Source organism: Staphylococcus pasteuri (assembly GCF_030547725.1).
In the GTDB taxonomy this organism is placed as follows: domain Bacteria; phylum Bacillota; class Bacilli; order Staphylococcales; family Staphylococcaceae; genus Staphylococcus; species Staphylococcus pasteuri.
This window is the reverse complement of record NZ_JAUOQO010000009.1, coordinates 57,690-83,496: the sequence shown is the minus strand read 5'-3', so window position 1 is coordinate 83,496 and position 25,807 is coordinate 57,690. Positions and strand designations below refer to the sequence as shown.

The 25,807-nt window shown below is 31.2% G+C and carries 12 protein-coding genes and 3 pseudogenes; 1 reads left to right on the top strand and 14 read right to left on the bottom strand.

Annotation, left to right across the window (positions count from 1 at the left end):
* Positions 1 to 9 precede the first annotated feature (9 nt).
* From scdA to Q4528_RS10620, 8 genes are all read right to left on the bottom strand, one after another.
* Positions 10 to 675, bottom strand: a complete 666-nt coding sequence (scdA, locus tag Q4528_RS10655) for an iron-sulfur cluster repair di-iron protein ScdA (protein WP_046466827.1) — start codon at positions 673 to 675, stop codon at positions 10 to 12.
* A gap of 247 nt (positions 676 to 922) precedes the next feature.
* The gene (gene trmB, locus Q4528_RS10650) at positions 923 to 1,588 is read right to left on the bottom strand and encodes a tRNA (guanosine(46)-N7)-methyltransferase TrmB (protein WP_017638269.1); all 666 of its coding nucleotides are present in this window, start codon (positions 1,586 to 1,588) and stop codon (positions 923 to 925) included.
* Between the two features lie 12 nt (positions 1,589 to 1,600).
* The gene (locus tag Q4528_RS10645; protein ID WP_017638270.1) at positions 1,601 to 2,392 is read right to left on the bottom strand and encodes a phosphotransferase family protein; all 792 of its coding nucleotides are present in this window, start codon (positions 2,390 to 2,392) and stop codon (positions 1,601 to 1,603) included.
* Between the two features lie 359 nt (positions 2,393 to 2,751).
* The gene (dat, locus tag Q4528_RS10640) at positions 2,752 to 3,600 is read right to left on the bottom strand and encodes a D-amino-acid transaminase (protein ID WP_303521509.1); all 849 of its coding nucleotides are present in this window, start codon (positions 3,598 to 3,600) and stop codon (positions 2,752 to 2,754) included.
* Positions 3,601 to 3,603: 3 nt separating this feature from the next.
* On the bottom strand, positions 3,604 to 5,013 hold the full coding sequence (gene pepV / locus Q4528_RS10635; RefSeq protein ID WP_017638272.1) for a dipeptidase PepV: 1,410 nt from the start codon (positions 5,011 to 5,013) through the stop codon (positions 3,604 to 3,606).
* A gap of 172 nt (positions 5,014 to 5,185) precedes the next feature.
* Positions 5,186 to 5,611 (bottom strand): YtxH domain-containing protein, encoded by a 426-nt coding sequence (locus Q4528_RS10630; protein ID WP_017638273.1) that lies wholly within the window; start codon positions 5,609 to 5,611, stop codon positions 5,186 to 5,188.
* A gap of 20 nt (positions 5,612 to 5,631) precedes the next feature.
* Positions 5,632 to 6,324, bottom strand: a complete 693-nt coding sequence (locus Q4528_RS10625) for a pseudouridine synthase (RefSeq protein WP_046466830.1) — start codon at positions 6,322 to 6,324, stop codon at positions 5,632 to 5,634.
* Entirely contained in the window at positions 6,321 to 7,982 is a 1,662-nt protein-coding gene (locus Q4528_RS10620; protein ID WP_017638275.1) for a putative polysaccharide biosynthesis protein, read from the bottom strand. The genes Q4528_RS10625 and Q4528_RS10620 overlap by 4 nt, the downstream gene beginning before the upstream one ends.
* A 320-nt stretch (positions 7,983 to 8,302) precedes the next feature.
* Between Q4528_RS10620 and Q4528_RS10615 the strand changes: the two genes are divergently transcribed.
* Positions 8,303 to 9,565, top strand: coding sequence for a BaiN/RdsA family NAD(P)/FAD-dependent oxidoreductase (locus Q4528_RS10615; RefSeq protein ID WP_046466831.1), 1,263 nt, complete (start codon positions 8,303 to 8,305; stop codon positions 9,563 to 9,565).
* A 90-nt stretch (positions 9,566 to 9,655) separates the two neighbouring features.
* Here Q4528_RS10615 and Q4528_RS10610 read toward each other — a convergent pair whose 3' ends face one another.
* The 6 genes and pseudogenes from Q4528_RS10610 to Q4528_RS10585 all read right to left on the bottom strand — a co-directional run bounded on the left by Q4528_RS10610 (position 9,656) and on the right by Q4528_RS10585 (position 25,807).
* Positions 9,656 to 14,665, bottom strand: a complete 5,010-nt coding sequence (locus tag Q4528_RS10610) for a DUF1542 domain-containing protein (protein WP_439848932.1) — start codon at positions 14,663 to 14,665, stop codon at positions 9,656 to 9,658.
* A 491-nt stretch (positions 14,666 to 15,156) separates the two neighbouring features.
* A pseudogene (locus tag Q4528_RS17165) lies at positions 15,157 to 15,244 on the bottom strand (YSIRK-type signal peptide-containing protein); the annotation flags it as partial.
* Positions 15,245 to 15,490: 246 nt separating this feature from the next.
* Positions 15,491 to 21,265, bottom strand: a pseudogene (locus tag Q4528_RS17160) (SasC/FmtB family protein).
* Positions 21,266 to 21,583: 318 nt separating this feature from the next.
* Positions 21,584 to 21,895: a rhodanese-like domain-containing protein gene (locus tag Q4528_RS10595; protein ID WP_046466833.1), complete on the bottom strand. Its 312-nt coding sequence runs from the start codon at positions 21,893 to 21,895 to the stop codon at positions 21,584 to 21,586.
* Positions 21,896 to 21,919: 24 nt separating this feature from the next.
* A complete protein-coding gene (leuS, locus tag Q4528_RS10590; RefSeq protein ID WP_046466834.1) occupies positions 21,920 to 24,334 on the bottom strand; it encodes a leucine--tRNA ligase in 2,415 nt (804 codons plus the stop codon).
* Positions 24,335 to 24,623: 289 nt separating this feature from the next.
* A pseudogene (locus Q4528_RS10585) lies at positions 24,624 to 25,807 on the bottom strand (MDR family MFS transporter).

The window sequence follows — 25,807 nt, the reverse complement described above, 5'->3', positions numbered from 1 at the left end:
TTTCTTTAATTAAAATTTATTAAATAAGACATGGTTTTCAAGATGAACATGTTCATGTGTTTCACGCTCTAAATTTTCAAGACGATCATATACGAGTCTCCAAGTTTGGCACGCTTCACTAGGTGCTTGATATTGATTAGTTAGTACTCTCATATCCTCTAATAATTGTCCAGTTTGTGTATGGTCATTAACTAGGCTTTCTATAATTTTCGAAGCATCATCAACGTGTTCCCCTCGTGAAATTTTGATTAATGCTGGAAAGTCGTGATTATCTTCTTCATCCATATGCTCAAGCATTCCATCTCTATATTGACGATATAAATTTTGCAATTCAATTAAAAATGGATGGTTAGGTCCATGTACCTTAGCTACTTTTGTAACGTATGGAGATAGATTTTTAAATTCCTCACGCATCGTTTCATGATAACGAGACTGTATATATTGAATTAATGATGGCACATCAAGATATTTAACATTGATATTACCTTGTGATTCATTAGGTAACTGGTTAATTTCATCTAAGATAGTTTGTACATCAACTTTTTTATTTTCAACGGCTTGCTCAATTGAAATATTGCCTCCACAACAAAAATCGATACCATATTTTCTGAAAATATCGGAACTTAATGGCATGTCGGTTACGACGTCAGCAACAATTGTATCTTTATTAATCATTTTTATTCCTCCCTTGATCACTTTTAATTATACTAAATAATAATCATTATCAATTACTTTTGTGAAATTATTCACTTATTTGTCGAAAAGATATTACAAAATTTTGAAAGTCAATTTTTTTAAAAAGTTAAAATAATATTAATGAAATTTATCCTAATAACTAAAATAATGTCGCTAGTATTAATTTGAATAATTAAACTTGGACAAAATAAAACCTGAGACATCAATAAATGTCTCAGGCTTATAATCATATATTATCAGTATTTGGCTGAATATTATTATGAAATTTTGCTTCCATTCGATATATTCTAGAACCCTTATCCGAAAACTTCTGTTCGTATTCGGTAAGGATATTATCCTCATCGTCTTCTTCGTGAAGGTTTAAATTCATCTTTGTAAAGTACATTCCGAATTGAGACATACTTTCTAAACTAAAGGCAAAAAGACCTCTATTATCAGTTTTAAAGTGAATTTCACCATCATCAATTAAAATTTGTTTATAAAGCGCTAGATATGTATGATAAGTCAATCTACGTTTAGCATGACGTCTTTTTGGCCAAGGATCAGAAAAGTTTAGATATATTCTAGAAACTTCCCCATCTTTAAAATATTCATTAAGTTCTATCGCATCATTACAAATCATTTTGAGATTTGTTAAGTTTTGCTCTTTTACTTTATCAAGCACTTTATACATAACACTCTTTTCACGTTCCATTGAAATAAAGTTAATCTCTGGATGTTGTGCGGCAAGTGTAGTGATAAATTGTCCCATACCGGAGCCAATTTCTATATAAATAGGTTGCTTCTTATCAAACCATTCTTCTATATGTCCAGCATGTGAACCATCCATATCTACTAAATCTGGATGGTCCTTTAAATAATCTTCCGCCCATGGTTTGTAGCGAACTCTCATAATCAAATCTCCTTAAATAAATAAGTTACTATTCATAACTTCATTTAAAAATTCAAGCCATGTATTCATATCTTTAAAACGTTTCTGTTCTTCATACCATTGAACCATACCAATTGATTGAATCACAGTGTACCATTTCATACGTTTATTCAAGTTCAAACTTTCTTGTACGCCGTAAGTTTCGAACCATTTAGACCATTTCTTCTCGGGAACGTAATTGTAAAGCAGCATTCCGATATCAATAGCTGGATCTGCAATCATTGCACCTTCCCAGTCTACTAAAAATAGTTCGTCTCTATCAGATAACAACCAATTATTATGATTAACATCACCATGTACGACAGTAAAGAAACGAGAATCTAAATTTGGTATATGCTCTTCTAAATATGTTAATGCTTTTCTAACAACATGATGTGTTAACACTTCTCTAGATAAAGAGGCATTAATTTTATTAAGCATAATCTCTGGCGTAATAGGTTCCATTTCCATTCTTTTTAACATTGTAAGTAATGGTTTAGAATTGTGGATTTTTTTTAATATTTTGGCTACTCTAGGTTGATGCATTTCGTTCGCACTTAATTCGCGACCGTTTTTCCAATGCTGCGCCGTAACTACTTCGCCGGTTTCTATTCTTTTTGTCCAAACAAGTTTAGGTACAATACCCTCTGCAGATAAAGCTGCAATAAAAGGATTCGTATTTCGTTTTAAAAACAACTTTTGTCCATCTTGTTCAGCCATATAGGCCTCTCCAGAAGCGCCTCCAGCTGAATCTAATGTCCACCCTAACTGATAAAACTGCTCCAACACGTTCACCTCACTTTCAATTAGAAAATGGCTCCAGAAATATGTTTTCAAGAGCCATATATTCTAATTTATATAAACCGTATAGTCGCTCTACACGCTTGTTAAAATTTATTTTACAGTTTTTGTGAGTTGGCTATTTCGTATATTTTTGTCCCTAAAAATACGCTTGAAAATTGCGTCCTCATTTAATATCACTCATAGAAGATTTTATAATTTTTACCATCATATTTCAACTAAAAATGAGAAACTAAAAGACACATTTTACTAGTCCGCTCATTAAATATTTATAAAACTACTTTGAATTAGATTATAACATATTTAGAGTGAGATAGTTGTGGAAATTTTGATAAATATTCAACTTATATACTATGTGTTTCTATATACTGATTGAATCCTTCTTGTAATTGTCGCGTAACAGTGCCTACTTTACCATCTCCGACATCTTCCCCATCAATTTTAACTACTGGCATAACTTCAGCAGACGTACTTGAAATAATAACTTCATCTGCATTTTTTAAGAAATCAACAGTAAACGTTTCTTCAATAAATGGAATATTTTTATCTTCAGAAATCCATTTAATGACTCTTCTCGTAATTCCGTTTAAAATAAAATTATTTATAGGATGTGTATATATTTTTCCATCTTTAATGGCGTATACGTTACTTGAAGCACCTTCTGTTACAGTTTCTCCACGATGTTGAATCGCTTCACTAGCATTGTATTTAACAGCAAATTCTTTAGCTAAAACATTACCTAATAGGTTTAAACTTTTAATATCACAACGTAACCAACGAATATCTTCTGTTGTCATAGTATAAATACCATTTTCTAAATCTTCATATGGTCTATCATAACTTTTCGTAAATGCCATGATAACCGGTTTTACTTGTGGTGTTGGGAATGAATGTTCACGAGGTGCAACACCACGTGTAGCTTGAATATAAATACCGCCATTTTTAACATCATTTACTTCTAAGAGTTTACGAACTAATTCAATTAATTCATCAACTGTATAAGTAAGATCTAATCCAATTTCGTTAGCACTTCTTAAAAATCTCTCGAAATGTTTTTTTACAGTAAATAGTTTACCTTCGTAAGCACGAATATATTCGTAAATTCCGTCACCAAAAACATATCCTCTATCTTCGTATGATACTTTAGCTTCATCTTGATTTAAAAATTCACCATTAATAAAAACTTTTGTCATAAATTATCCCTCCACACATAATGAGTATAACGCTTCAAGGTATATACTCGTTGCATTAAATAGTTGTTTTTTCGTGATGTATTCATTTTTCTGATGCATTAAGTCTTCTGAATCATTAAACATTGCCCCAAAAGCGACACCTTTGTCTAGGTTTCTGGCGTATGTGCCTCCACCTATTGTGTATGGCTCTGTCATATCTCCAGTTTGGTTTCTATATGCAGTTACTAATTTTTGAACAAAAGGATCATTTTTATCTACATAGTGTGGTTTTTGAACTTTACCCATTTCTACTCTAAATCCTAATGGTTTAATTTCATTAGTAAAACGTTCTATAGCTTCTTCAAATTCAAAACCTTGCGGATATCTTAAATTTATTCCAAATCGGCCAGCATTTTCATTATCATAATTGATAACACCTATATTAGTAGTAACTTCGCCCATAATATCAGTATGGAATTTCATACCCATTTTTTCACCAAAATGAGAAACATGTAAATATTGATTACTAAAGTTTACAAAGTCTTTAGCACTTTTATTTAAGTTTAATGTAGCTAAAAATTCTAATAGATATAAGCCAGCATTTACACCTAATGAAGGATCCATACCATGAACAGCTTTACCTTCAATAGTTAAAATAAGAATTCCACTGTCAACTGTGCTTTCACCTTGTAATTGATTTGATTCTATAAAATATTCAAAGTTTTGAATAACATCAGTCATGTTTTCTTTAACTAAAACTTTAGCTTCAGCATGATCTGGAACCATGTTATAACGTTGTCCAGAATTAAATGAAATTAATTCATAATCTGGTTCATCTACATCTTCAGCCATTTCATTTTGAACTAAATCAAATGTAGTGATACCTTTCTCACCATGAATAGCAGGAAATTCAGCATCTGGTGCAAATCCTAGTGCAGGCATTTCCTCCGTTTGGAAATAACGGTCTGTACATTTCCAATCTGATTCTTCATCAGTTCCAATAATAATATGAATTCGTTTCTTCCAGTCGACCTTCATATCATTTAAAATCTTAACTGCATAATAAGCTGCTATTGTAGGTCCTTTATCATCTAGTGTACCCCTTGCTATGATTGACTGGTCTGTAACAACTGGGTCAAATGGATTTGAATCCCAACCGTCACCAGCAGGTACTACGTCGACGTGGCAAAGAATACCTAAGAGATCGTCACCGTTACCCGCTTCTATACGTCCGGCAATATGCTCTACGTCATGAGTAGAAAATCCATCTCTTTCAGCCAATTTATACATATAGTCTAATGCTTCTCTAGGTCCAGGTCCTACAGGCGCATCATCACTAGCTTTACTGTCATCTCTTACACTTTCAATCGACAACAAACCTTTTAAATCTTCAATTATTTGGTTTTCGTATTCTTGAACTTTTTCTTTCCACATTCGAATTCGACTTCCTTTTTTATAAGTTATTTACTATTTTACATGAAGTTACAAGGAAACTACAGTAAGACGTCAGAAATATTACGAAATTTTCTAAATTTTTATAACTAAATAAAACCCTATGTACTATCTCTTATTGGAAATAGTACATAGGGTTTCAAGTTAACCAATATTATTTGTTATCATCTAACGCATTTTTATTATTTTTTAAGTCATCTTCTGAAACGACACGTAAATTATTATTTACTGTTGCGCCACCTTCATCATCAAACTTACCTTCGTCTAGGTCGTCTTCTTTTTTATCATCTAAGTTTGTGAATTTAGTTTTTTCTTCTTCTAAGAAAGCTTTAGGGTCATTTTTTAATCTTTCTGCATAACCTTTAGGATCGTTTTTCACGTCTTGAATTGTTTCATTAGCTTTCGTACTTAATTGATTAGCTAAATCTTTAGCATTTGCTTTGTATGATTCTGGATCTTCTTTATATTGATTATACTGTTCTTTTAATTTATCTCTACTTTCTTTACGAGATAATAATACTGCTGCTGCAGCGCCGCCTAAACCTAGAACTACTCTAAATAAATTTGTACCTTTTGCCATAAATTACACCTTCTCTTTCTTTAGTTTAACAATAATTTAAAATCATTTTCTGTTAATAAACGATATTCTCCTAATTCGAGTGTTTCATCTAACTCTAAATTAGCTATTTTAATACGTTTTAATTTTAATACCTCATTTTCTATCTCATGAAACATTCTTTTTACTTGGTGGTATTTACCTTCATATATGGTAACACGTGAGAGCTTGTTTTCAATTATTTCTAATTGAGCTGGCTTCACCTTTCCATCAGAAAGTTCTATACCTTTTTCGAATAATTTAATATCATTTTCCGATATGGAATTTTGAGACACAACTTCATAAGTTTTAGGAACGTGTTTATGAGGACTCATCAAATCATGATTAAATTGCCCATCATTAGTAATAAGCAATAAACCTTCTGTATCTTTATCTAATCTACCGACAGGGAAAATCCCCAAGTGTTGATACTCAGGGATTAAATCAATGACGGTTTTATCTTTGTCATCTTCAGTGGCAGAAATGACACCACTTGGTTTATTTAACATAATATAAATTTTATCAATATATTTAATAACTTCCTCATTAACTTTAACTATATCTACTTCAGGATTGATATGGGTTTTTGGTGATTTAGTCACGCTATCATTAACTTTCACATGACCTTTTTTCAAGTTTTGTTTAACTTCGTTACGTGTGCCAATCCCCATATTAGCTAAAAATTTATCAATTCTCATCGTAAGAACCCAACTTTACGTCTAATTTTTTCAGGTATTTCTCCTAAAAATTCATCAGCAAATTTAGTTTTTATTGTAATTCCACCATAAATTGCAGCACCTACGATAACACCAGCAATAATAATAATTAGATATCCTACTTTACTTGGTGCTAAGAATAGCTTACCAATAAAGAAGACAAGTTCTACACCTATCATCATAATGAATGAATACAAGAATATTTTTCCAAAATGAATCCAACTATAGCTGAACTTAAATTTGGCATATTTCTTTAAGATAAAGAAGTTGCAACCAATTGCGAATAATAATGCAATTGACGTACTAAGTACTGCACCTGGTGTACGTAATAACATAATTAGAGGATAGTTTAATATCAACTTAATAGCCACTGCACCCAAGATCACATATACAGTTAACTTCTGTTTATCAATACCTTGTAACATTGAAGCCGTCACACTTAATAATGAAATTAAAATTGCTACTGGAGCATATATGAATAACAATCTACTACCATCAAAGTTAGGGTCATGACCTTGAACAACTGGATCGTAGCCATAGAAAACTGTAAATAATGGTTGAGCTAATGCCATAATTCCTATACTAGCAGGAACAGTAATAAACATAAGCACTCCAATAGATGTTCTTATCTGTCTATGCATTTCATGCAATCGACCTTCTTCGTATGTCTTAGTAATATAAGGTATTAAACTTACTGCAAAACCAGCACTTAAAGATGTAGGAATCATTACTATTTTATTTGTTGACATATTCAACATATTAAAGAAAATATCTTGTAATTGTGAAGATACGCCTACAATAGATAAAGCTCCGTTATGAGTAAATTGATCGACTAAATTAAATAACGGGAAGTTTAAACTCACAATTACAAATGGAATACTATATTTTATAATTTCTTTATACATATTTCCGTAAGATACATTTATATCTGTGTTATCTGATAAAACCATTTTATCAATATGTTTCTTACGTTTTCTCCAGTAATACCATAATGTGAAAATACCTGTTATCGCACCAATAGCTGCTGCAAACGTAGCTATACCATTAGCCATTAATACAGTGCCATTAAAGACATTTAACACTAAATAACTTCCAACTAAAATGAATATTACACGTGCAATTTGTTCTGTAACTTCTGATACTGCTGTTGGTCCCATAGATTTATAACCTTGGAATATACCTCTCCAAGTTGCTAGTACTGGTATAAATATAACAACCATACTTATAATTCTAATAATCCATGTAATATCAGCAACTGACCAACCGTTTTTATCTGATGCATTACGTGATAGTGTTAATTCTGAAATATATGGTGCTAGGAAGTATAATAGTAAAAATCCTAGAATACCAGTTATACTCATCACTATAAAACTTGATTTATAAAACTTCTGACTTACTTTGTATGCACCTAAAGCATTGTATTTAGCAACATATTTTGAAGCTGCTAACGGTACACCAGCTGTTGCTACAGCTATTGCAATATTATATGGCGCATAGGCATAAGTAAACGGTGCCATATTTTCTTGTCCACCAATTAAATGGTTAAACGGAATAATAAATAGAACACCTAGAACTTTCGTAATTAATATACTAAATGTAATTAAGAAGGTCCCACGAACCATTTCTTTACTTTCGCTCATTAACTATCTTCCTATCTTTAAAAGTTTATTAAAGTTATTTAACTTCATATCTTATTCATTATTATTAGCTTACATTAATATAAAATATATCACAAAAACTATTTGTGTTAATTGATTTTATCATATTTTTATTAGTAAACACGCTTTTGATAAAATAAAAAGCAATCTCAAATCTTAGCTAGTCGATTTTTATGTATGATACTTCAAGTTTCCTATTATAATTCTCATTTTATTCATTGTCATCTAATTATACAACTTCTATAGCATATATTTTTCTATTCAGATACAATAGTGATGAATATTTATTGGAGGCAGTTAAAATGTATCAAACAATCATCATCGGTGGTGGCCCCAGCGGACTAATGGCTGCTGTTGCCGCTAGCTCTAGTAGTAACCAAGTTCTCTTGTTAGAAAAAAAGAAAGGACTTGGTAGAAAATTAAAAATTTCAGGTGGTGGTCGTTGCAATGTAACCAATCGCTTACCTTATGAAGAAATTATTAAAAACATTCCAGGAAATGGAAAATTTTTATATAGTCCTTTCTCTGTTTTTGATAATGAATCTATTATTCATTTTTTTGAGAGTCGCGGCGTAAAACTCAAAGAAGAAGATCATGGGCGCATGTTCCCTGTATCAAATAAATCACAAGACGTCGTGGATACTTTAGTTGATACGATTAATAATCAAAATGTTACAGTTAAGGAAGAAACCACTGTTCTTAATGTATCACAAGATAATGAAGGTATTTTTTCAGTTGAAACTGCACAACAAACTTATAAATCTAAAAGTTTAATTATAGCAACTGGTGGTACGAGTGTGCCTCAAACAGGTTCGACTGGTGACGGATATACTTTTGCAAAATCGCTAGGCCATTCTATTACAGAATTGTTCCCTACCGAAGTACCTATCACTTCTCCTGAACGTTTTATTAAAGATAAAACATTGAAAGGACTAAGTCTCAAAGATGTAGAATTATCCGTATTAAAAAAGAATGGCAAAAAAAGAATTAGTCATCAAATGGATATGATTTTCACACATTTTGGTGTCAGTGGACCAGCTGCATTAAGATGTAGTCAATTTGTTTATAAAGAACAAAAAAATCAAAAGAAACAAGATATAAAAATGGCACTTGATGTCTTTCCAACTATGAACGAAGATGAACTTTCACAACATATTAGAAAATTATTAAAAGATGAACCTGATAAATATATTAAAAACAGTCTACATGGGTTAATTGAAGAAAGATATTTGTTATTTATTTTAGAACAAGCTGAAATTGATAATGAAACAACATCACATCATCTTTCAAATCAACAATTAAATACAATAGTTAAGTTATTAAAAGGATTTTCATTTAACGTTAATGGAACTTTACCTATTGATAAGGCGTTCGTAACTGGTGGCGGTGTTTCTTTAAAAGAGATAGAACCTAAGACTATGATGTCGAAATTGTCTAAAGGCCTTTTCTTATGTGGTGAAGTATTAGACATACACGGTTATACTGGTGGATATAATATTACAAGTGCATTAGTTACTGGTCACGTAGCAGGTTTAAATGCTGGAAAATATGATAATTTATTATAAATATTTGTATATAAAAACAGAGTTTAGGATTAAAAACTAAACTCTGTTTTATTTATGATTTTATTGGATCAAACTTACAGTTTAACTATTTTATTCTGATTTATCTTTCTTTTGACTTAGTCGTCTGCTAACTATAGCAGCACCAGCCGCAAAGGCAATTCCTGCCACTGGTATGTGACTATCGTTTTGTCCAGTTTCTGGTAATTGTTTAGCTTCTGATGTTGAGTTATTGTCGTTCTCTTCACTTTGTTCAACTGTTGATGAAGTAACTTGTTCATCGATGTTTTCTCCATTTTTTATAGGAGTATTATCTTCATCAGTATTGCTTCCAGTGACTGTTGTTTGTTGAGTTGGAACATCATTATCTTTGTCTTTATCTTTGCCTTTTTGAGGTGTTTTTACCGGTTCTTGACTTTGTTGATTCGGATCTTTTTGAGGTGTTTTTTGAGTTACTTCTGGAATAATCGCTTCAATTTGTTTGATTGTTTCTTCTTTAACTTTTAACACATCTTCATTTGATTGGGCTTTATCTACTTGTTCACCAATTTTAGAAGTAAGCTGACCTAATTGACTCAATGCTTTATCTTTTTGTTCTTGATTTGCTTGTGAATTATTAATTTTTTCTTTTTGTTCTGCAATCTTATCATCTAATGCTTTGATTGTTTCATCTTTAATTACAGCTTTTACATTCACTGATCCTAATTTTAATTGAGCATTTTCAACCACTTCGTTAATATCATTACTATTATTGGCATTTTTTATTGATGCTAATGATCCATCTTCAATTGCTTTCACTCTATTAATTGCTTCTTCTTTTTCGTCAGTAGTAGTTTTTGTTGAACTTTGAATTAATGCAACTTGGTTATTAACAAATTTCGTAACTTCTGATATAGCTCTAGGTTTGACAACTGTATCCACTTTGATAGCTTTAATTTGATCTATAAAGTTTGATTTTGCATTCGCTACTTCTTCATTAGTATTTTGTACATTTAATACAGCTAGACCTTTTTCTAAAATATTATTTAAATTGTCTTTAGCAGCTAATTTTTCACTTTCTACTGCATCTTCATTTGAATCAATTGTTTCTTTAACTTTATCCGCTTCTTCTCTTAATGCTTTTGCTGCATTAGAAATTTGTTCAACATTAATGACAACTTGATTTAAATCATTCATAGCATTCGCTTTAATTTGAGCGACATCAATGTCAGATGTTGCATTTTCAATTTCATTGTTAGCATTATTAACAATAGAATCTACTTTTTGTGCAGCTTCTTCAGATTCATCAAGTGTAGCGCCTAATGTTTGTCCAAATGTTTCTTTTAATTGATCAGCAAGTTGATTGATAGATTCAATCGCATTTGGTTTAGTTAAAACTTCTGGAGTGACCTGATCAATTTCTGCTTTACCGTTTGACACCGCATCATCAACTTGTTGATTTGTATCAGCGTTATTAATATTAATAAATGCAATATTTGCTTGTTCTCTAGCGCTATTTATAGCATTATCTTTTTCTTGAGAAGTTGCTTTGTTATTTTCATTAATAGAATTTTCTTTAGCTGATAAAGCATCACGAATTTCTGTAATAGCATCTGCCTTTTTAGTAAATGTGAATTCAAAACCATTAATATCACTTAAAGCTTGGTCTTTGGCAGTTGTTAATTGTTGTACATTTGTAGCTTGGTTAATCGCTGTGTCATCTTGAGCTTTTATGTTATTTAAATTATTCAATGTAGCTGTAATTTCTTCTTGTGTACCATTCACAGCATCTTGAATTTCATTAACTTTATCATTGTAAACATCATTAACTTCTTTTAATGCATCTCGTCTTAATCCACCTATTGGTTGAACATTTTGTAAAGCATTAATTCCATTAGCTTTAGCTTCATCAACTTGTTGATTAGTTTGTGCTTGGTTCACTTGTTCTTTAGCTTTAGATAAAATAGCTTGTACTGTTTGTTTAGCATCATCAATATCTTCTTGACTATTATTTTGAGATTTATCTAACTCAGCTTGTTTTAAATCTGCCGTATCTGTTAATTCTTCATTAGCATTTTCTTTCTTAACAATTGATGGCGTAAATTGATTGATTTCTGTTATTGCATTTGTTTTAGCTTGATCTACATCATTGTTAGTGTTTGCTTGATTAATATTATTGATAACTTTAGAAGCTAATTGATCTAATTTATCACCAGCTAATTGCTTTTCTTCAGCAGTAGCATTGGCATTTTGATAAATTGTATCTTTTTGTTGATTCAAGATGTTTAAAGCTTCTTTTTTAGCATTATCTTTGACTGTAGTTTCTGGTTGAATGGCTTGAATTGTTTCATCGTTAGCTTTAACTGCATTATTAACGTCTACGATACTTTGAGCGTTAGTAACATCAGTTAAACCTTGTTGTAATGCATTATCAACTTTTGTATTTGCTGCTTGTTTTTCTTCTTCAGTAGATAAAGGACTATTAGCAATTTCTTGCTTTTTAGCATTAGCTTGGTTTTGTAAATCTTGTTTTACAGCAGTTTTAACACCTGTATCTGCAGTTATTTGATTGATATTGTCGATACCTTCATTCTTTTTAGTTTCAACATCTATAGCACTATCTACATCAGTAACAGATTGTTTCGCATTATTAAGAGCTCGATCGATTAATTGATTTGCTGCATCTTTTTCTTCAGTAGTTGCATCTTGATTTTGACCTACTAATGCTTTTTGATTTGTAGCAGCTTGGTCTAATGCAGCTTTAGCATCTCCTTTAGTTTGTGTTGCTGGAAGTGTGTTACTAATGGCTGTTATACCATTTTGTTCAGCTGTAGCCACTTGTGCATTTGTAGTAGCCGCATTAACTTCATTATTGGCGTTAGTAACTGCTTGATTTAATTCTTGTAAAGCAATCGCTTTTTCCTCTGAAGTAGCATTAGGTTCGTTGTTTATAATATATGTTTGTTGTTCTTGTTTAGTTTGAATATTTGATAAAGCTGTCGTTTTAGCATTACTTTGTGGTACTACTAAATCTATATCTTGAATTGCTTGATTTTTAACTTGCGCTACCTGTGCATCAGTTGTTGCTTGGTTAATTTGTTCATTTGCTTTTGTAACAATTGCATCAACATTATTTGAAGCTTCTTGTTTTTCTTCATCAGTTGCATGAACATCATTAGGGAAAGTTTGTTTACGTTGTTCTGCTATTTGGCTAATTGCGTCTCTCGCATCTTGTTTTACATTCACAAATGCTCTAACTTGATTGATGTTAGTAATCGCATCATTTTTAGCATTATCAACGGACTGTTTACTCAAAGCTTGGTAAACATTATTAGTACCTTGACCTACTGCTCTATCTACTGAATCAACAGTATCATCACGTTCTTCTTTAGTCATATCAGGATTTTGAGTTAGTTCTACTTTGCGTTGTTCACCTAAATTTTCTATTTCAGCCATAGCATTATTTTTGTATTCTTGTGATGGTAAAATTGAAGTTATTTTAGCTATTTCTTCATTTTTAACATTTTCTACATCCGCATTTGACTGTGCTGCATCTATAGCTTGGTCAGCTTGAGTTTTAGCTGTTTGTAAAGCTTGAAGCGCTTCATTAATTTCCTCAGTAGTTGTACCTCGAGTTGCTTGTATAACTGTTTCTTGTTCAGTAACTTTTTGAGCAATTTCTGCTTTTGCAGCAGGTTTGACTTGAGCATCTTGTTGTATTTGGTTAATCTCTGTTTGGTTAGTTGCAACAGCATTATCTACATCATTATTAGTAGCTGCTTGGTCAATATCATTATTGGCTTTTGCAACTGCTTGATCTATCTTAGCGTTAGCTGCATCATGTTCTTCAGTAGTTGAATTAGTATCTTGATTGATAAGTTGCTTTTGATTATCTGCATCTTGAGCAATAGTTGTTTTTGCTTGTTGCTTTTTGACAGTTGCAGGTTCAATATTATTGAGTTCATTTAAACCATTTGTTACAGCAGTTGAAACCTCACCATTAGTTGTAGCTTGATTGATATTATTATCAATTTCAGCTTTTTTCGGATCTAATTGATTAATTGCGTCAGCTTTTTCTTCTGTTGTTGATTGATTTGAATTATTAATCGCTTGTTTTCTATCACTTAGTGCTTGATTAATTTGGTCTCTTGCAGCTGGTTTCTTTGCAACAACAGTGCTAGCATTTTGTAAGGCTTGTACAGTATTATTTTTCACATTATTTACTTCGTCTGTTGTATTAGCAGCTGCAATGTCAGTATGTGCCTCATTGGCTAAACTATCTACTAAATTATTAGCTTCTGTTTTTTCTTCTGTCGTAGCATCTGCATAGTTATTATTATTATTTTCTTTTTGTTGTTGTGCTGCTTGATTAATTTCGTCATTCGCCGAATCTTTTACGGCCATTTCTGGCGTAATTGCATTAATTTGATTTATACCAAATTCTTTAGCTTGATTAACTTCCTGATTTGAAGAAGACTGATTAATGTTATAAGTTGTAATGCCTACTAATCCATTTACTTTTTCTTTTGCCTTCGCTTTTTCTTCTGTTGTAGCACCACTATTTCCATCAATAGTACTATTATGTTCAGTTGCAGCTTGATTAACTTCAGAAATAGCAGTTGGTTTCACAGTTGTAGTAGGTTCAACTTTTCCAATTGATGTAACATTTTGATTTTGAATATTATTTATTTCATCTTGTGTATTAGCACCATTGATGTTTTTTAAGGCCTGGTGTTCAACATTATGAACTTGGTTTACTGCTTCTGCTTTTTCTTCATTTGTAGCATTTTGGTTATTATTAATATTTAAGATTTGATCAGCTACCTTTTGAACAATCGCATTACGTGCAGCTTCTTTAGCATGTGTTTGTACAGTCATATTATCAATAGCAGTTAAACCATTATTTTTTGCTGTAGTAACATCGTTTTCAGATGCAGCTTGTTGAATATTATTATTAGCATTAAATTGTTGGTGCTCAACGTCTGTTAATGCAACTTGCTTTTCCTCTTGTGTGGCTTCTGCAGTAGTATTAATTGATTGGTTTTTCTCAGTAGCTTTTTGATTAATTTCATTAGTAGCGACTTGTTTAGCATTATTTAATGTTTGATTTTGAGCATTATCCACTTGGTTATTAGCTACTACATTATTATCGTTTGTACTATCTCCCACGTCACGTTTACTTCTTTTCTTAGGAGACTGATTTGTTTCTACTGTTGCGACAGGTTTGTTTAAACCTTCCGTTGGTACTTTACTATTTTGATTATCATTATTTAATTCAGTTGGTAATTTTGGTGTTTGTAAGTCATCTAACGAAACAGCAGGTTGTACAACTTCTACGGCTGGGGTATTAACTTCATCATTTGTAATAGTATTATCTTGATTACTAACGCCTTCCCCACTATTCACAACAGGATTATTAATATTTTCAGTTGTTGCGTCTTGGTTATTATTCTCAGTAGTAGCTTGATTAACGTTAGGGTCAACTACTTGATTTGTGTCACTGAATTGGCTGTCTACATTATTAGTTTGCTCTTGATTAACGACAGCGTTATCGACTTGGTTATTAGCAACCCCATTCTCTACTTCTGATGCTTCAGCACTATTAGTATTTACGCCTAAAAATGCTACTGTAGCAATTAATGCAGAGAAAATACCAACATTAAATTTTCGAATACTAAATTTTTGTTGTTTAAATAAATTCATAATGATTGTCCTCCTAGGTGTAATTTCATGATGTAAAACATTAGAATTATATTTAGATTTCAAATAGGTTGCACACCTTTGTAATATGCACAACCTATTAAATTTAATAATTATTTTATCATCAACCTAATTATAAATCTAGTATAAAAATATACTTATTTAATAAGAATTAAATATTTATAGCATGAAGAATTAGGTATGTTTTTTCTATCTTTATCAAAATTAATTGATGAAGTATCAAACTTTTTATTTTTTATAATCTCTTAGTTTTAAACTTCTTAAATATAACCAAATTCCAAAAGTAAATGTGAATCCAGCTAAAGGTAAATGATTTTGACTTAAGCCAGTATCTGGTAATTCACTATTTAATTTAGAACCAGATGATGAAATCTGTTTTTCTATATAATTCTTACAATTAGTCATTGATCTAACCGTATCTATTTTGATATTAGATTTAAGTGGCGATATTTTAATTCCTTTTAATTTTTCTATCGTTTCAATAACAATTTGGCTAACTTCATCATTTGTTTTTGCTTGTTTGATTCTTATATCTGCTTCTTCTAATATTGACGCGATTTTTCTCATAGCATTATTTACAGCATTGGAATCAACATTTTTTAAAAGTTTAATTTGATTTTTAACTTCATCAGCTACTTGATTGATATCTTTATTTGCTTGAGGTTTAACTTCTATATTAGGTTTAATTGATTCAATGACCTTAGCTGCATCTATATAAACTTGATCCACTTCACTGTTTGACAATGCATTATTAATAAGTTCTTTAGCCTTTTCTAATTCTTTTAGCACTTTAGTAATAGCCAATTCTTTCTCTTCTTTTGTCGCTTCATTTATTTGGTTAATTAATTGTTCTTGATTATTCGCAACTTGTGAAAGAAGTTCATTTGCTTCTGGTTTTTTAACCACTTTAACTTGAACATCATTAATAGCTTGAACCCCTTGTTCTTTTGTTTTATTTACTTGTTGTGTCGTTATATCTTGGTTAATTTGACTTAATGCTTGTTCTAAAATTTTCTCGATTTCTGAAATTGCTGCTTCAATTTCATTGGTAGTGGCGTTTAACGTCTCTTTTATATTTTTAATCTTATTTTGACTAGTTTCATTTAATAATTGTCTTGCATTAGTTTTAACTGCAGTAGATGGCAATATTTGTTGGATCTTATTGATAGCTTCATCTTTTGCTACTTCTACTTGATTATTATTTCTTAGATTGTTGATGTCATTGATTGCCTGATTTGCCAAACGATTAACTTCATCATTAGCTTCATCTTTTTCTTCTTGCGTTGCATCTTGAACTTTACTAATAACTTCATCTTGATTATTGATGGCTTGGTTAATTTGAGTTCTTGCTTCTTCTTTAACTACAATTTTAGGCAAAATAATAGAAATTGCAGATTCTCCATTATTTTGTGCCAGATTAACTTGACTATTCATTGTCGCAGTATTGATTTGGTTAATAATATTTTCAACAGTAGCTTTAAGTTTTTCTAAAGCATTATTTTTTTCTTCATTTGTAGCATCTTCACTATGATTAATTAATTCCGTTTGCTTTTCAGCAAATTCTTGTATTTTAATTCTTGCATCTTGTTTTACAGTTGGTTGAAAAACAGACTGCTCAATACTTACTAATCCATTATCTTTAGTATTTGCTACTTCTTGATTTGTAGTGTCTTTTGTAATTTGTTGATTCAAATCATTTAATAACGTATTCATTTTAGTCATAAATTGATTTTTTTCTTCTTGTGTAGCTTCTTGATTTTCAAGTACTGGTTTCTCTTTATCTTGAATGGCTTTAGATATAGTTTGTCTTGCATTAGTCTTAATAGCAGTAGATGGCGATATTTGTTGTATACTTTGTATGCCATTATTATATGCCGTTTCCACCTCTTGATTTGTATGAGCTTGATCTATATTTTTAATTGATTGTTCTTTGGCTTGATTCACCAATTCTTGTGCCTCATTTTTCTCTTCAACCGTGGATTCATCACTATTTTGAATGAGCTGAGTTTGTTTATTAGATTGATTTTCTATATTATTTCTTGCATTAGTTTTCACTGTTGTCTCAGGTAATGTATTATGAATCATTTCAATTGATTGCTGAGTAGCATCTGTTACTTGTTGATTTGTTTGCGCCTGATTAATAGCATTATTTGCTTGATTGAATATTTGATTTAATTTTTGTAATGCTGTATTAATTTCTTCAACAGTTGCATCAGGTGTTGCATTAATCACTTGTTGTTGTGCATTTTTTGCAGACTCTAACGAATGTCTCGCATCTGGTTTCACCACTACATCAACTTGAACAGCATCTATGTTTTGAATAGCTTGTTCTTTGGCTTGATCTACATCGTTGTTAGTTTGTGCTTGATTTATAGCTTCTAGAGCCTGTTTCTTTTGCTCGTCTAGTAATTGAATTGCAGCTGCTTTCTCGTCAGTCGTTGCATCGGGTGTTTGATTAATTTGAGATAATTTATCATTATAATGTTGATTAATTTCATTACGAGCATCAGGTTTTTTAACGATTTGTTCTTGTATATTGTTAATCGCTGCCGTTCCATTTTGTTGTGCTTCATCTACTTGAGCGTTAGTGTCTGCTTGATCAATATGATTAAGTGCATCTGCTAGTTGTGTATCTACTTCATTAATTGCGGCTTCTTTTTCTTCAGTAGTTGCATTAATATTTTGATTTATGTCTTGTTTTTTATCAGTAGCTAATTGGTTTAATATCGCTATTGCTTCTTGCTTTTTAGTAACATGTGGTTGAATATTTCCTAAATCATTAATTGCTACATCTCTTAAAGCTTCAACCATAGGTGTAGTACTTGATGTATTAATATCATTTATTACTCTATTTAATAGTGTGTTTACTTGTGCAATAGCTTCATCTCTTTCTTCCTTAGTAGCACCTGGTGTGGCGTTAATATTATTAATTACTTCTGTTGCTTTTTCATTAACTGCCGTTCTAGCATTTGATTTTACCTTTGTGGCTGGTTGAATACTTTGAATATTTTGTATAGACGTATCTTTTGCATTTTCAACTTCTTGATTAGTATCCGCGTTTTCTATATTTTGAATACCTTGATTAAGTTCTGTATCAAGTATTTATTGTGCTACTTGTTGTTCTTCTATAGTTGCATCGTTATTATTTGCAATTATATTAAGTTGTTCTTGTGCTTTTAAATTCAATAAATTTTTAGCATTTGTTTTTACTTGTGTTTCTGGTTGAATGCTTTGAATTGTATTTATAGAATTATTTTTAGCTTGGTCAACTTCATCATTTGTATTTGCATTCGTAATATTTGTATTAGCTTCTGTTAAAGCTTGGTCAACTGCTTGAATTGCAGCTTGTATTTCTTCTAACGTTGCATCTGTATTGGCGTTAATTTCATCCTTCTTTTGTTGTGCTACATTAGCAACTGCATCACGAGCATTTTGTTTAACTATGGTAACTGGATTAATGATATTAATTGCATTTACACCATTATCTTTAGCTTGATCTACGTCGCTATTTGATACACTATTATCAATTTCACCTATAGCTTGATTAGTTGTTTGATTAAGTTCATTAAGTGCAGCCTCTTTTTCTTCTAAAGTAGCTTCATTATTTTGATTAATTTCTTGACGTTTCGCTATTGTTGCTTGGTTAATTTCAGCTTTTGCGTTGGCTTTATAAATATCAGCTGGTCTATCTGTATTAATCTTATTAATTGCATTATTTTTAGCTGCTTCTACCTGTGCGTTGTTTTGAGCATTATCAATATTAGCTAAAGCAGTAGCTACATCATTATCTAATTCTTCTAAGGCCGCTTCTTTTTCTTCAGTTGTAGCAACTGTATCTTGATTAATCAATGCTCTTTGTTCAGTAGCTTTATCGTTTACAGCCTGTCTTGCATTAGGTTTTGCTATAGGTGTTCCTGTATCTCCATTTAATATATTTAAACCTGCATTTTTTTCATTTGTCACACCATCATCAGTTGTTTCATCATCAATATTATTGATAGCATTATCTCTATCTTGTTCAATTTTATTAATTGCCGCTTCTTTTTCTTCATCTGTTAGTTCATTATCCTGATTAACAGTATCTGTCATATCATCGGCTTTGTTATTAACTGCTCGAGCCGCTTCTACTCTACTAATTAAAGTATGTTGCAATTGATAAGTTAATTGATCAATGTCTGCTTGAGAGATTCTCTGATTGATTGGAACATTATTTCTAGATTCATCTAAGATGGTTTGAGCTCTTGCTTTTAACGTATTATATTCATCTACAGAAGCAATGGTATAATTCGAAGCTATGACTTTAGTATCTACAGCTCGTTGTAATTCATCTTTATTCATAACAATATCTATATTATAAGGTTCTAAATTGACATCACTCGGTGTTGGAGGCGTATCGAAATATTCTTCAGCAAAAGTTTTATATACTAAATTATCTTGGAAAGTAACTTGTCTTGGTGTTGGAACATTATTAACACGTAATTTATAGTTAATGTTCAAATTTTTATTAGGCATTAATGATGCGTTATTTGAATTTGTTTCATCTCCATTACTTTTTATAGTGATTGTACGAGTTGTTGGGTCATATGTAGTAATCATCGGATTTAACATATTTCCTGAACCATTACCAAATGGCAATTCTGTAGTAAGTGATTGGTCGACATATTCTATACCTTCTGGTAAATGAATAGTATAAACAAATTCGTTCGTATTCATTGAGGCTGCAAAATCACCATCGTTTTTCAATGAAGTTGAAACATTGAATTCTCTATTATTTACTGCCTTTGTTTCTATATTTCTATTTTCAATATATATATGCGAACCAGAAAATAGACCTACATTATCTATAAAATCATAATATTTATAGCCATCTTTGAGTTGATAAACACCTGCAATATCAGTGATAGCATCGTTATTAGGTATAAATTGAATTTTTAAATGTGTAACATTATCAGGTACTTTAAATAATCTCGATTGAGCTCTTGTTGATACTGTTTTTTCTCCAATTATATTATCGTCATCAGCATTTCTAATAACAATATTTACAGCACCTTGCCTATTTTTAGTTAACATTGTAGAAAAATCAAAGACTAATTCAGAATTTGGATTGACTGTTAAAGTCTTCTCAATTCCATTAAAATCTCCATGATCATTAGGATCAGCACCATTGGCTCTACCTAAAACAATGACATTGTTTTGAGCTTGGTAATTTTTTTCGTCACTTGAATTAAACATATCAGACCTAACCAAAGTATGACTTATAACACCAACTTTACCTCCGTTTATAAGATTAAATCCGGGTAATTGTTCAACAATAGTAACTGTAGGGTTATTTCTACTTTTACTTGGAGTGACCCCAATATCATCAAAAGTTAATACCTCGTTGATTGCGTTAGGACCAGTATTATTTATTTTTGGATCAATCACAGTGGTTGAATTAACTGTACCACCTGCATTATTATCAACAACTGCACGTCGACTTCTTTTCTTAGGTCTATCTGCTTTAGGCCTTGATTCTGTTACTAATTTAGGTTGATTTTGTTGAGTTTCTCCATTCACTAAATTTTCAGGTAATACAATATCATTATTTATGTTATCGAGTTGAAGTTTTGTTGAATTGTTTGTGCTAGGGTCAAAATTATTATTTGTTGATGATTCAGTCGACTGTTCTTTACTTAAATCAGGATTTGTTTCAGAGATAGATTCATTTCCTAGCAAGTCATTTGCATTGCGTTGATTATCATTAACTTGATTGTCTATCGTACCATCTGATGTATTAGCGACATTATTATTTGTCACATTATTTTGATTAGCAGTTGTTAATTCATTAGTATTTGTTTCACCTGTAAGTGCAGTATTAGGCGTATCACTATTGGTATTTAATTCATTTTCTTCTGCTAATGCTTGATGAGTTTGACTTAAAAAAAGTGTAGTACCAATAATTGTTGAAAAAATACCTATGTTAAACTTTCTAATACTGAATTTCTGTTTCCTAAATAAATTCATTAATTGTTCCTCCTAGTTGTATCGTCTTTGTTGTTTATAATTAATGAGCGTTTATGATGCATATGTATTAAATGAATCAATTTGCTATTTTAACCAATATAATGAATTGATATTCACTTTGATTTTATCATCAATTTTATTCAAATTCTAGTATACATAAATTAAATATTATAGTACACGTTTTAATTTATTTTTAACATATTTGTCATGTAAATATTTCAACGTTATCAAATAAGATTTCATAAAAAAAGAGTTAGATTTGAATACCTTAATATAAAAGGCATTCAAAATCTAACTCTTAAAAATCACTTTCCAATATTAAATGTTTTTAATTTCTAATCCTTCTGTTCCCCATTCATTCATGCCACCTTCTACATTAACAGCATGAATATCATTATTTTCTAAATATTCAACAACTCTAGCACTGCGTGCGCCAGCTGCACAAATTATATAATAAGTTTGATTTGAATCGAATTCTTTTAAGTTATCAGGAATTTCATTCATAGGAATAGTCTTTGCACCAGGAATAATCCCCATTGCAGTTTCATTATCATTACGTACATCTACAATATTAATTGGATTTGAATCCAATATTTTTTCTTTCAACTCATCAATTGTAATTGATTCCATTATTAAAACTCCTTTTAAAATATTCTATTTAGCAACAATGTTGACTAATTTTTGTGGTACAGCAATTATTTTTTTAATTTCTTTACCTTCAATACTCATTTTAACATTATCATTTGCTAATGCTAAATCTTGCATTTCTTCTTTAGATAAGTCTTTAGGAATTTCAATTTTTGCTCTTAATTTTCCATTAACTTGGACCACGATTTCTACTTCATCATCGACTAGTAGCGATTCATTATAAGTTGGCCAAGGTTGATAAGTAATAGTATCAGTATGACCTAATCTTGACCATAGCTCTTCTCCAATATGAGGGGCTATTGGTGCTAACATAGTTACAAATCCTTCAATATAAGGTTTGTAAATTTCTTCTGCTTTGTAACAATCATTGATAAATACCATTAATTGACTAATAGCAGTGTTGAAACCTAGGCTATCAAAATCTTCTGTTACTTTTTTAACAGTTTGGTTATATGATTTATCTAAAGATTTATTATTAGTGTCAACAATTTTGTCAGATAAAGTACCGTCTTCTTTAACAATTAAACGCCATACTCTATCTAGGAAGCGACGTGAACCATCTAGTCCCTTATCACTCCATGCTATAGCTGCATCTAATGGTCCCATAAACATTTCATATAAACGTAATGTATCAGCACCATGAGAATTCACTATATCATCAGGGTTAATAACATTTCCTTTAGATTTACTCATTTTTTCATTACCTTCACCTAAAATCATTCCTTGGTTATATAATTTTTGGAATGGTTCTTTTGTAGGTACAACACCTAAATCGTAAAGTACTTTATGCCAGAATCTTGCATATAATAAATGCAATACTGCATGTTCTACGCCACCAATATATAAATCTACTGGTAACCAATGTTTTAATTTTTCAGGATCAGCAATCATTTTCTCATTTTTAGGGTCTATATATCGTAAATAGTACCAACAACTACCTGCCCACTGAGGCATAGTATTCGTTTCACGACGACCTTTCATTCCAGTCTGTTCATCAACAACATTTACAAACTCATCTATATTAGCTAATGGAGATTCACCAGTACCTGATGGTTTGATTTCGTCAGTTTCTGGAAGTAATAATGGCAGTTCTTCTTCAGGTACTGTAGACATAGAACCGTCTTCCCAATGGATAATTGGTATTGGTTCACCCCAATAACGTTGTCTACTAAATAACCAATCACGTAATTTATAATTAACTTTCTTTTCTCCTGCATGATGATTTTCTAATAATTCAATAGCCTTAGAAATTGCTTCTTCATTATATAATCCATTAAGTTCACCGGAGTTAACATGTGGACCATTGCCAGTGTATGCTTCAGTTTGAACATCTCCACCTTCAATCACTTCAATGATAGGTAATTCGAATTTCTCAGCAAATTCATGATCACGTTCGTCATGACCTGGTACTGCCATAACTGCACCTGTGCCATACGTAGATAGAACATAATCTGCAATCCAAATTGGTAGTTGATCACCAGAAATAGGATTGATTGCATAAGCGCCTGTAAACACACCTGTCTTTCCTTTAGCTAAATCTGTACGTTCTAAATCAGATTTTTTTGAAGCTTCTTTTTGATAAGCTTTGATTTCTTCTTCTTTATCATCACTAGTAATTTTATTAACTAGTTCATGCTCTGGACTTAATACTAAAAATGAAGTTCCGTAAATTGTATCTGGTCTAGTTGTAAAAACTTCAATTTTTTCATTAATACCTTTAACATCAAATGAAACTTTAGCGCCTTCTGAACGTCCAATCCAGTTACGTTGCATATCTTTAATTGATTCAGGCCAATCTAAATCCTCTAAATCTTCTAATAAACGATCCGCATATTCTGTAATTTTTAGCACCCATTGTTTCATAGGCTTTCTATAAACTGGATGACCTCCTCGTTCAGATACACCATCCACAACTTCTTCATTTGATAAAACAGTACCTAAAGCTGGGCACCAGTTTACAGCTACTTCATCAACGTAAGCTAAACCTTTGTTATACAATTGTATAAATATCCATTGTGTCCATTTATAATATTCTGGGTCAGTTGTATTAACTTCTCTATCCCAATCATAACTAAAGCCTAATTCTTGTATTTGACGTTTAAATGTTTGAATGTTTTGTTGAGTGAATTCGCGAGGATCATTACCTGTGTCTAATGCATATTGTTCAGCAGGTAATCCGAATGCATCCCATCCCATCGGATGAAGCACATTATATCCTTGCATTCGTTTATAGCGTGAAATAATATCAGTTGCAGTATAACCTTCAGGATGACCTACATGTAGACCTGCACCTGATGGATAAGGAAACATATCTAATGCATAAAATTTCTTTTGACCTAAATTATCCTGTGTTTTAAACGTTTTATTCTCTTCCCAATATTGTTGCCATTTCTTCTCAATTTCGTTGTGATTGTAATTCAATACGTTTCCTCCTATTCAATAAAAAGACACCTCTCACTAATGATAAAGGGACGACCTTAGCCGCGTTACCACCCTTTTTCGCATTTTCAGCGCACTTCATTCAATAGTAAGAGATGTCATAATTAAATTCGTTATATTTTATAATGTTATTTTAGTCCTTAACACTAGTTCTCACCACACTAGCTCTCTGTAGAAAAGCGTCTAATAACATGTTATTACAAATTAATAGTATGTGATTATGCGTTCGATTGCAAGAGGTTACTACTAATTTTTAATTAATGTAGATATATTAATAATCCAGATATTTTTTAGCTGCTTTACTTTTAGTAAATAAACTTAAAATAATAATTGAAATACCAAGTAATAAAATGATTGTTAAAAACATTATTCTCATATTAAACATATCTACTAACACCCCACCAAATAATGGTCCAAGTGCTTTACCAACTGTAGAAGCTGAATTGACTATACCTTGATATTGTCCCACTTTGCCTTCTGGAGCTAATTGATTAGCTATCGTTGGAACAGCCGGCCATACAAACATTTCACCAAACGTTAAAATAACCATACCTATAACAAATATAGAAAATTGATGCGCAAAACTAGTAACTAAAAATGAACACATAAAAATAATAATACCAACAAACATTTGCTTTTTTAAATTACCTTTTAAAAGAACGATTACTGGTCTAATTAATGGTTGTGCAACTAAAATCATAATACCGTTTATTGTCCATAACACACTATATTGCGACATAGAAATATGGATAGATTGTGTGAATGACGCTATAGTTGTTTCCCATTGAATATAACCAATCCAACAAATAGCAAAGACAACACAAACTAAAATTAATGAAACAAATCGGCTAACGTTCTCTTGATTTTTCAAATCAATATTATCTTGTCGCTTAAGTTTAGCATTTATTTCTAAATTAAATTGTGTGATTGCAACTAATGCAAATAGAACATACATAATTAAATTTGCCACAAAAAAATATAATTAAAACTAAATTCAGCAACAAATCCACCTAACGCTGCACCTAATGCTACGCCGATATTTTGAGCTAAATATATTGCGTTAAAGGTTTGTCTACCACCATTAGGCCAAACAGCGCCGGCCATGGCATATATAGCGGGTATAATCATACCGCCACCGAACCCAAGCAACACAAGCCATACAGCGTACCAAGGCCATCCATGGAATAAATTTAATAACGTCGTACTAAATAAACATGTAAATGTACCAATAAGTATTGTTTTATAACCACCAAGTTTATCAAATAATACACCGCCAAGTAGGTTGCCTACAACCATACCTAAAGAATTAATTAATAAAACTACACCAGCAATTGTTAAACTTTTATTAAGTTCTTCTTTCATGTAAATCGTATTTAATGGCCACAAAAAGCTGGCGCCCGTAATATTTAGAGCCATCCCAATTACAAGCCACCATACTGATTTTGGTATATTCAT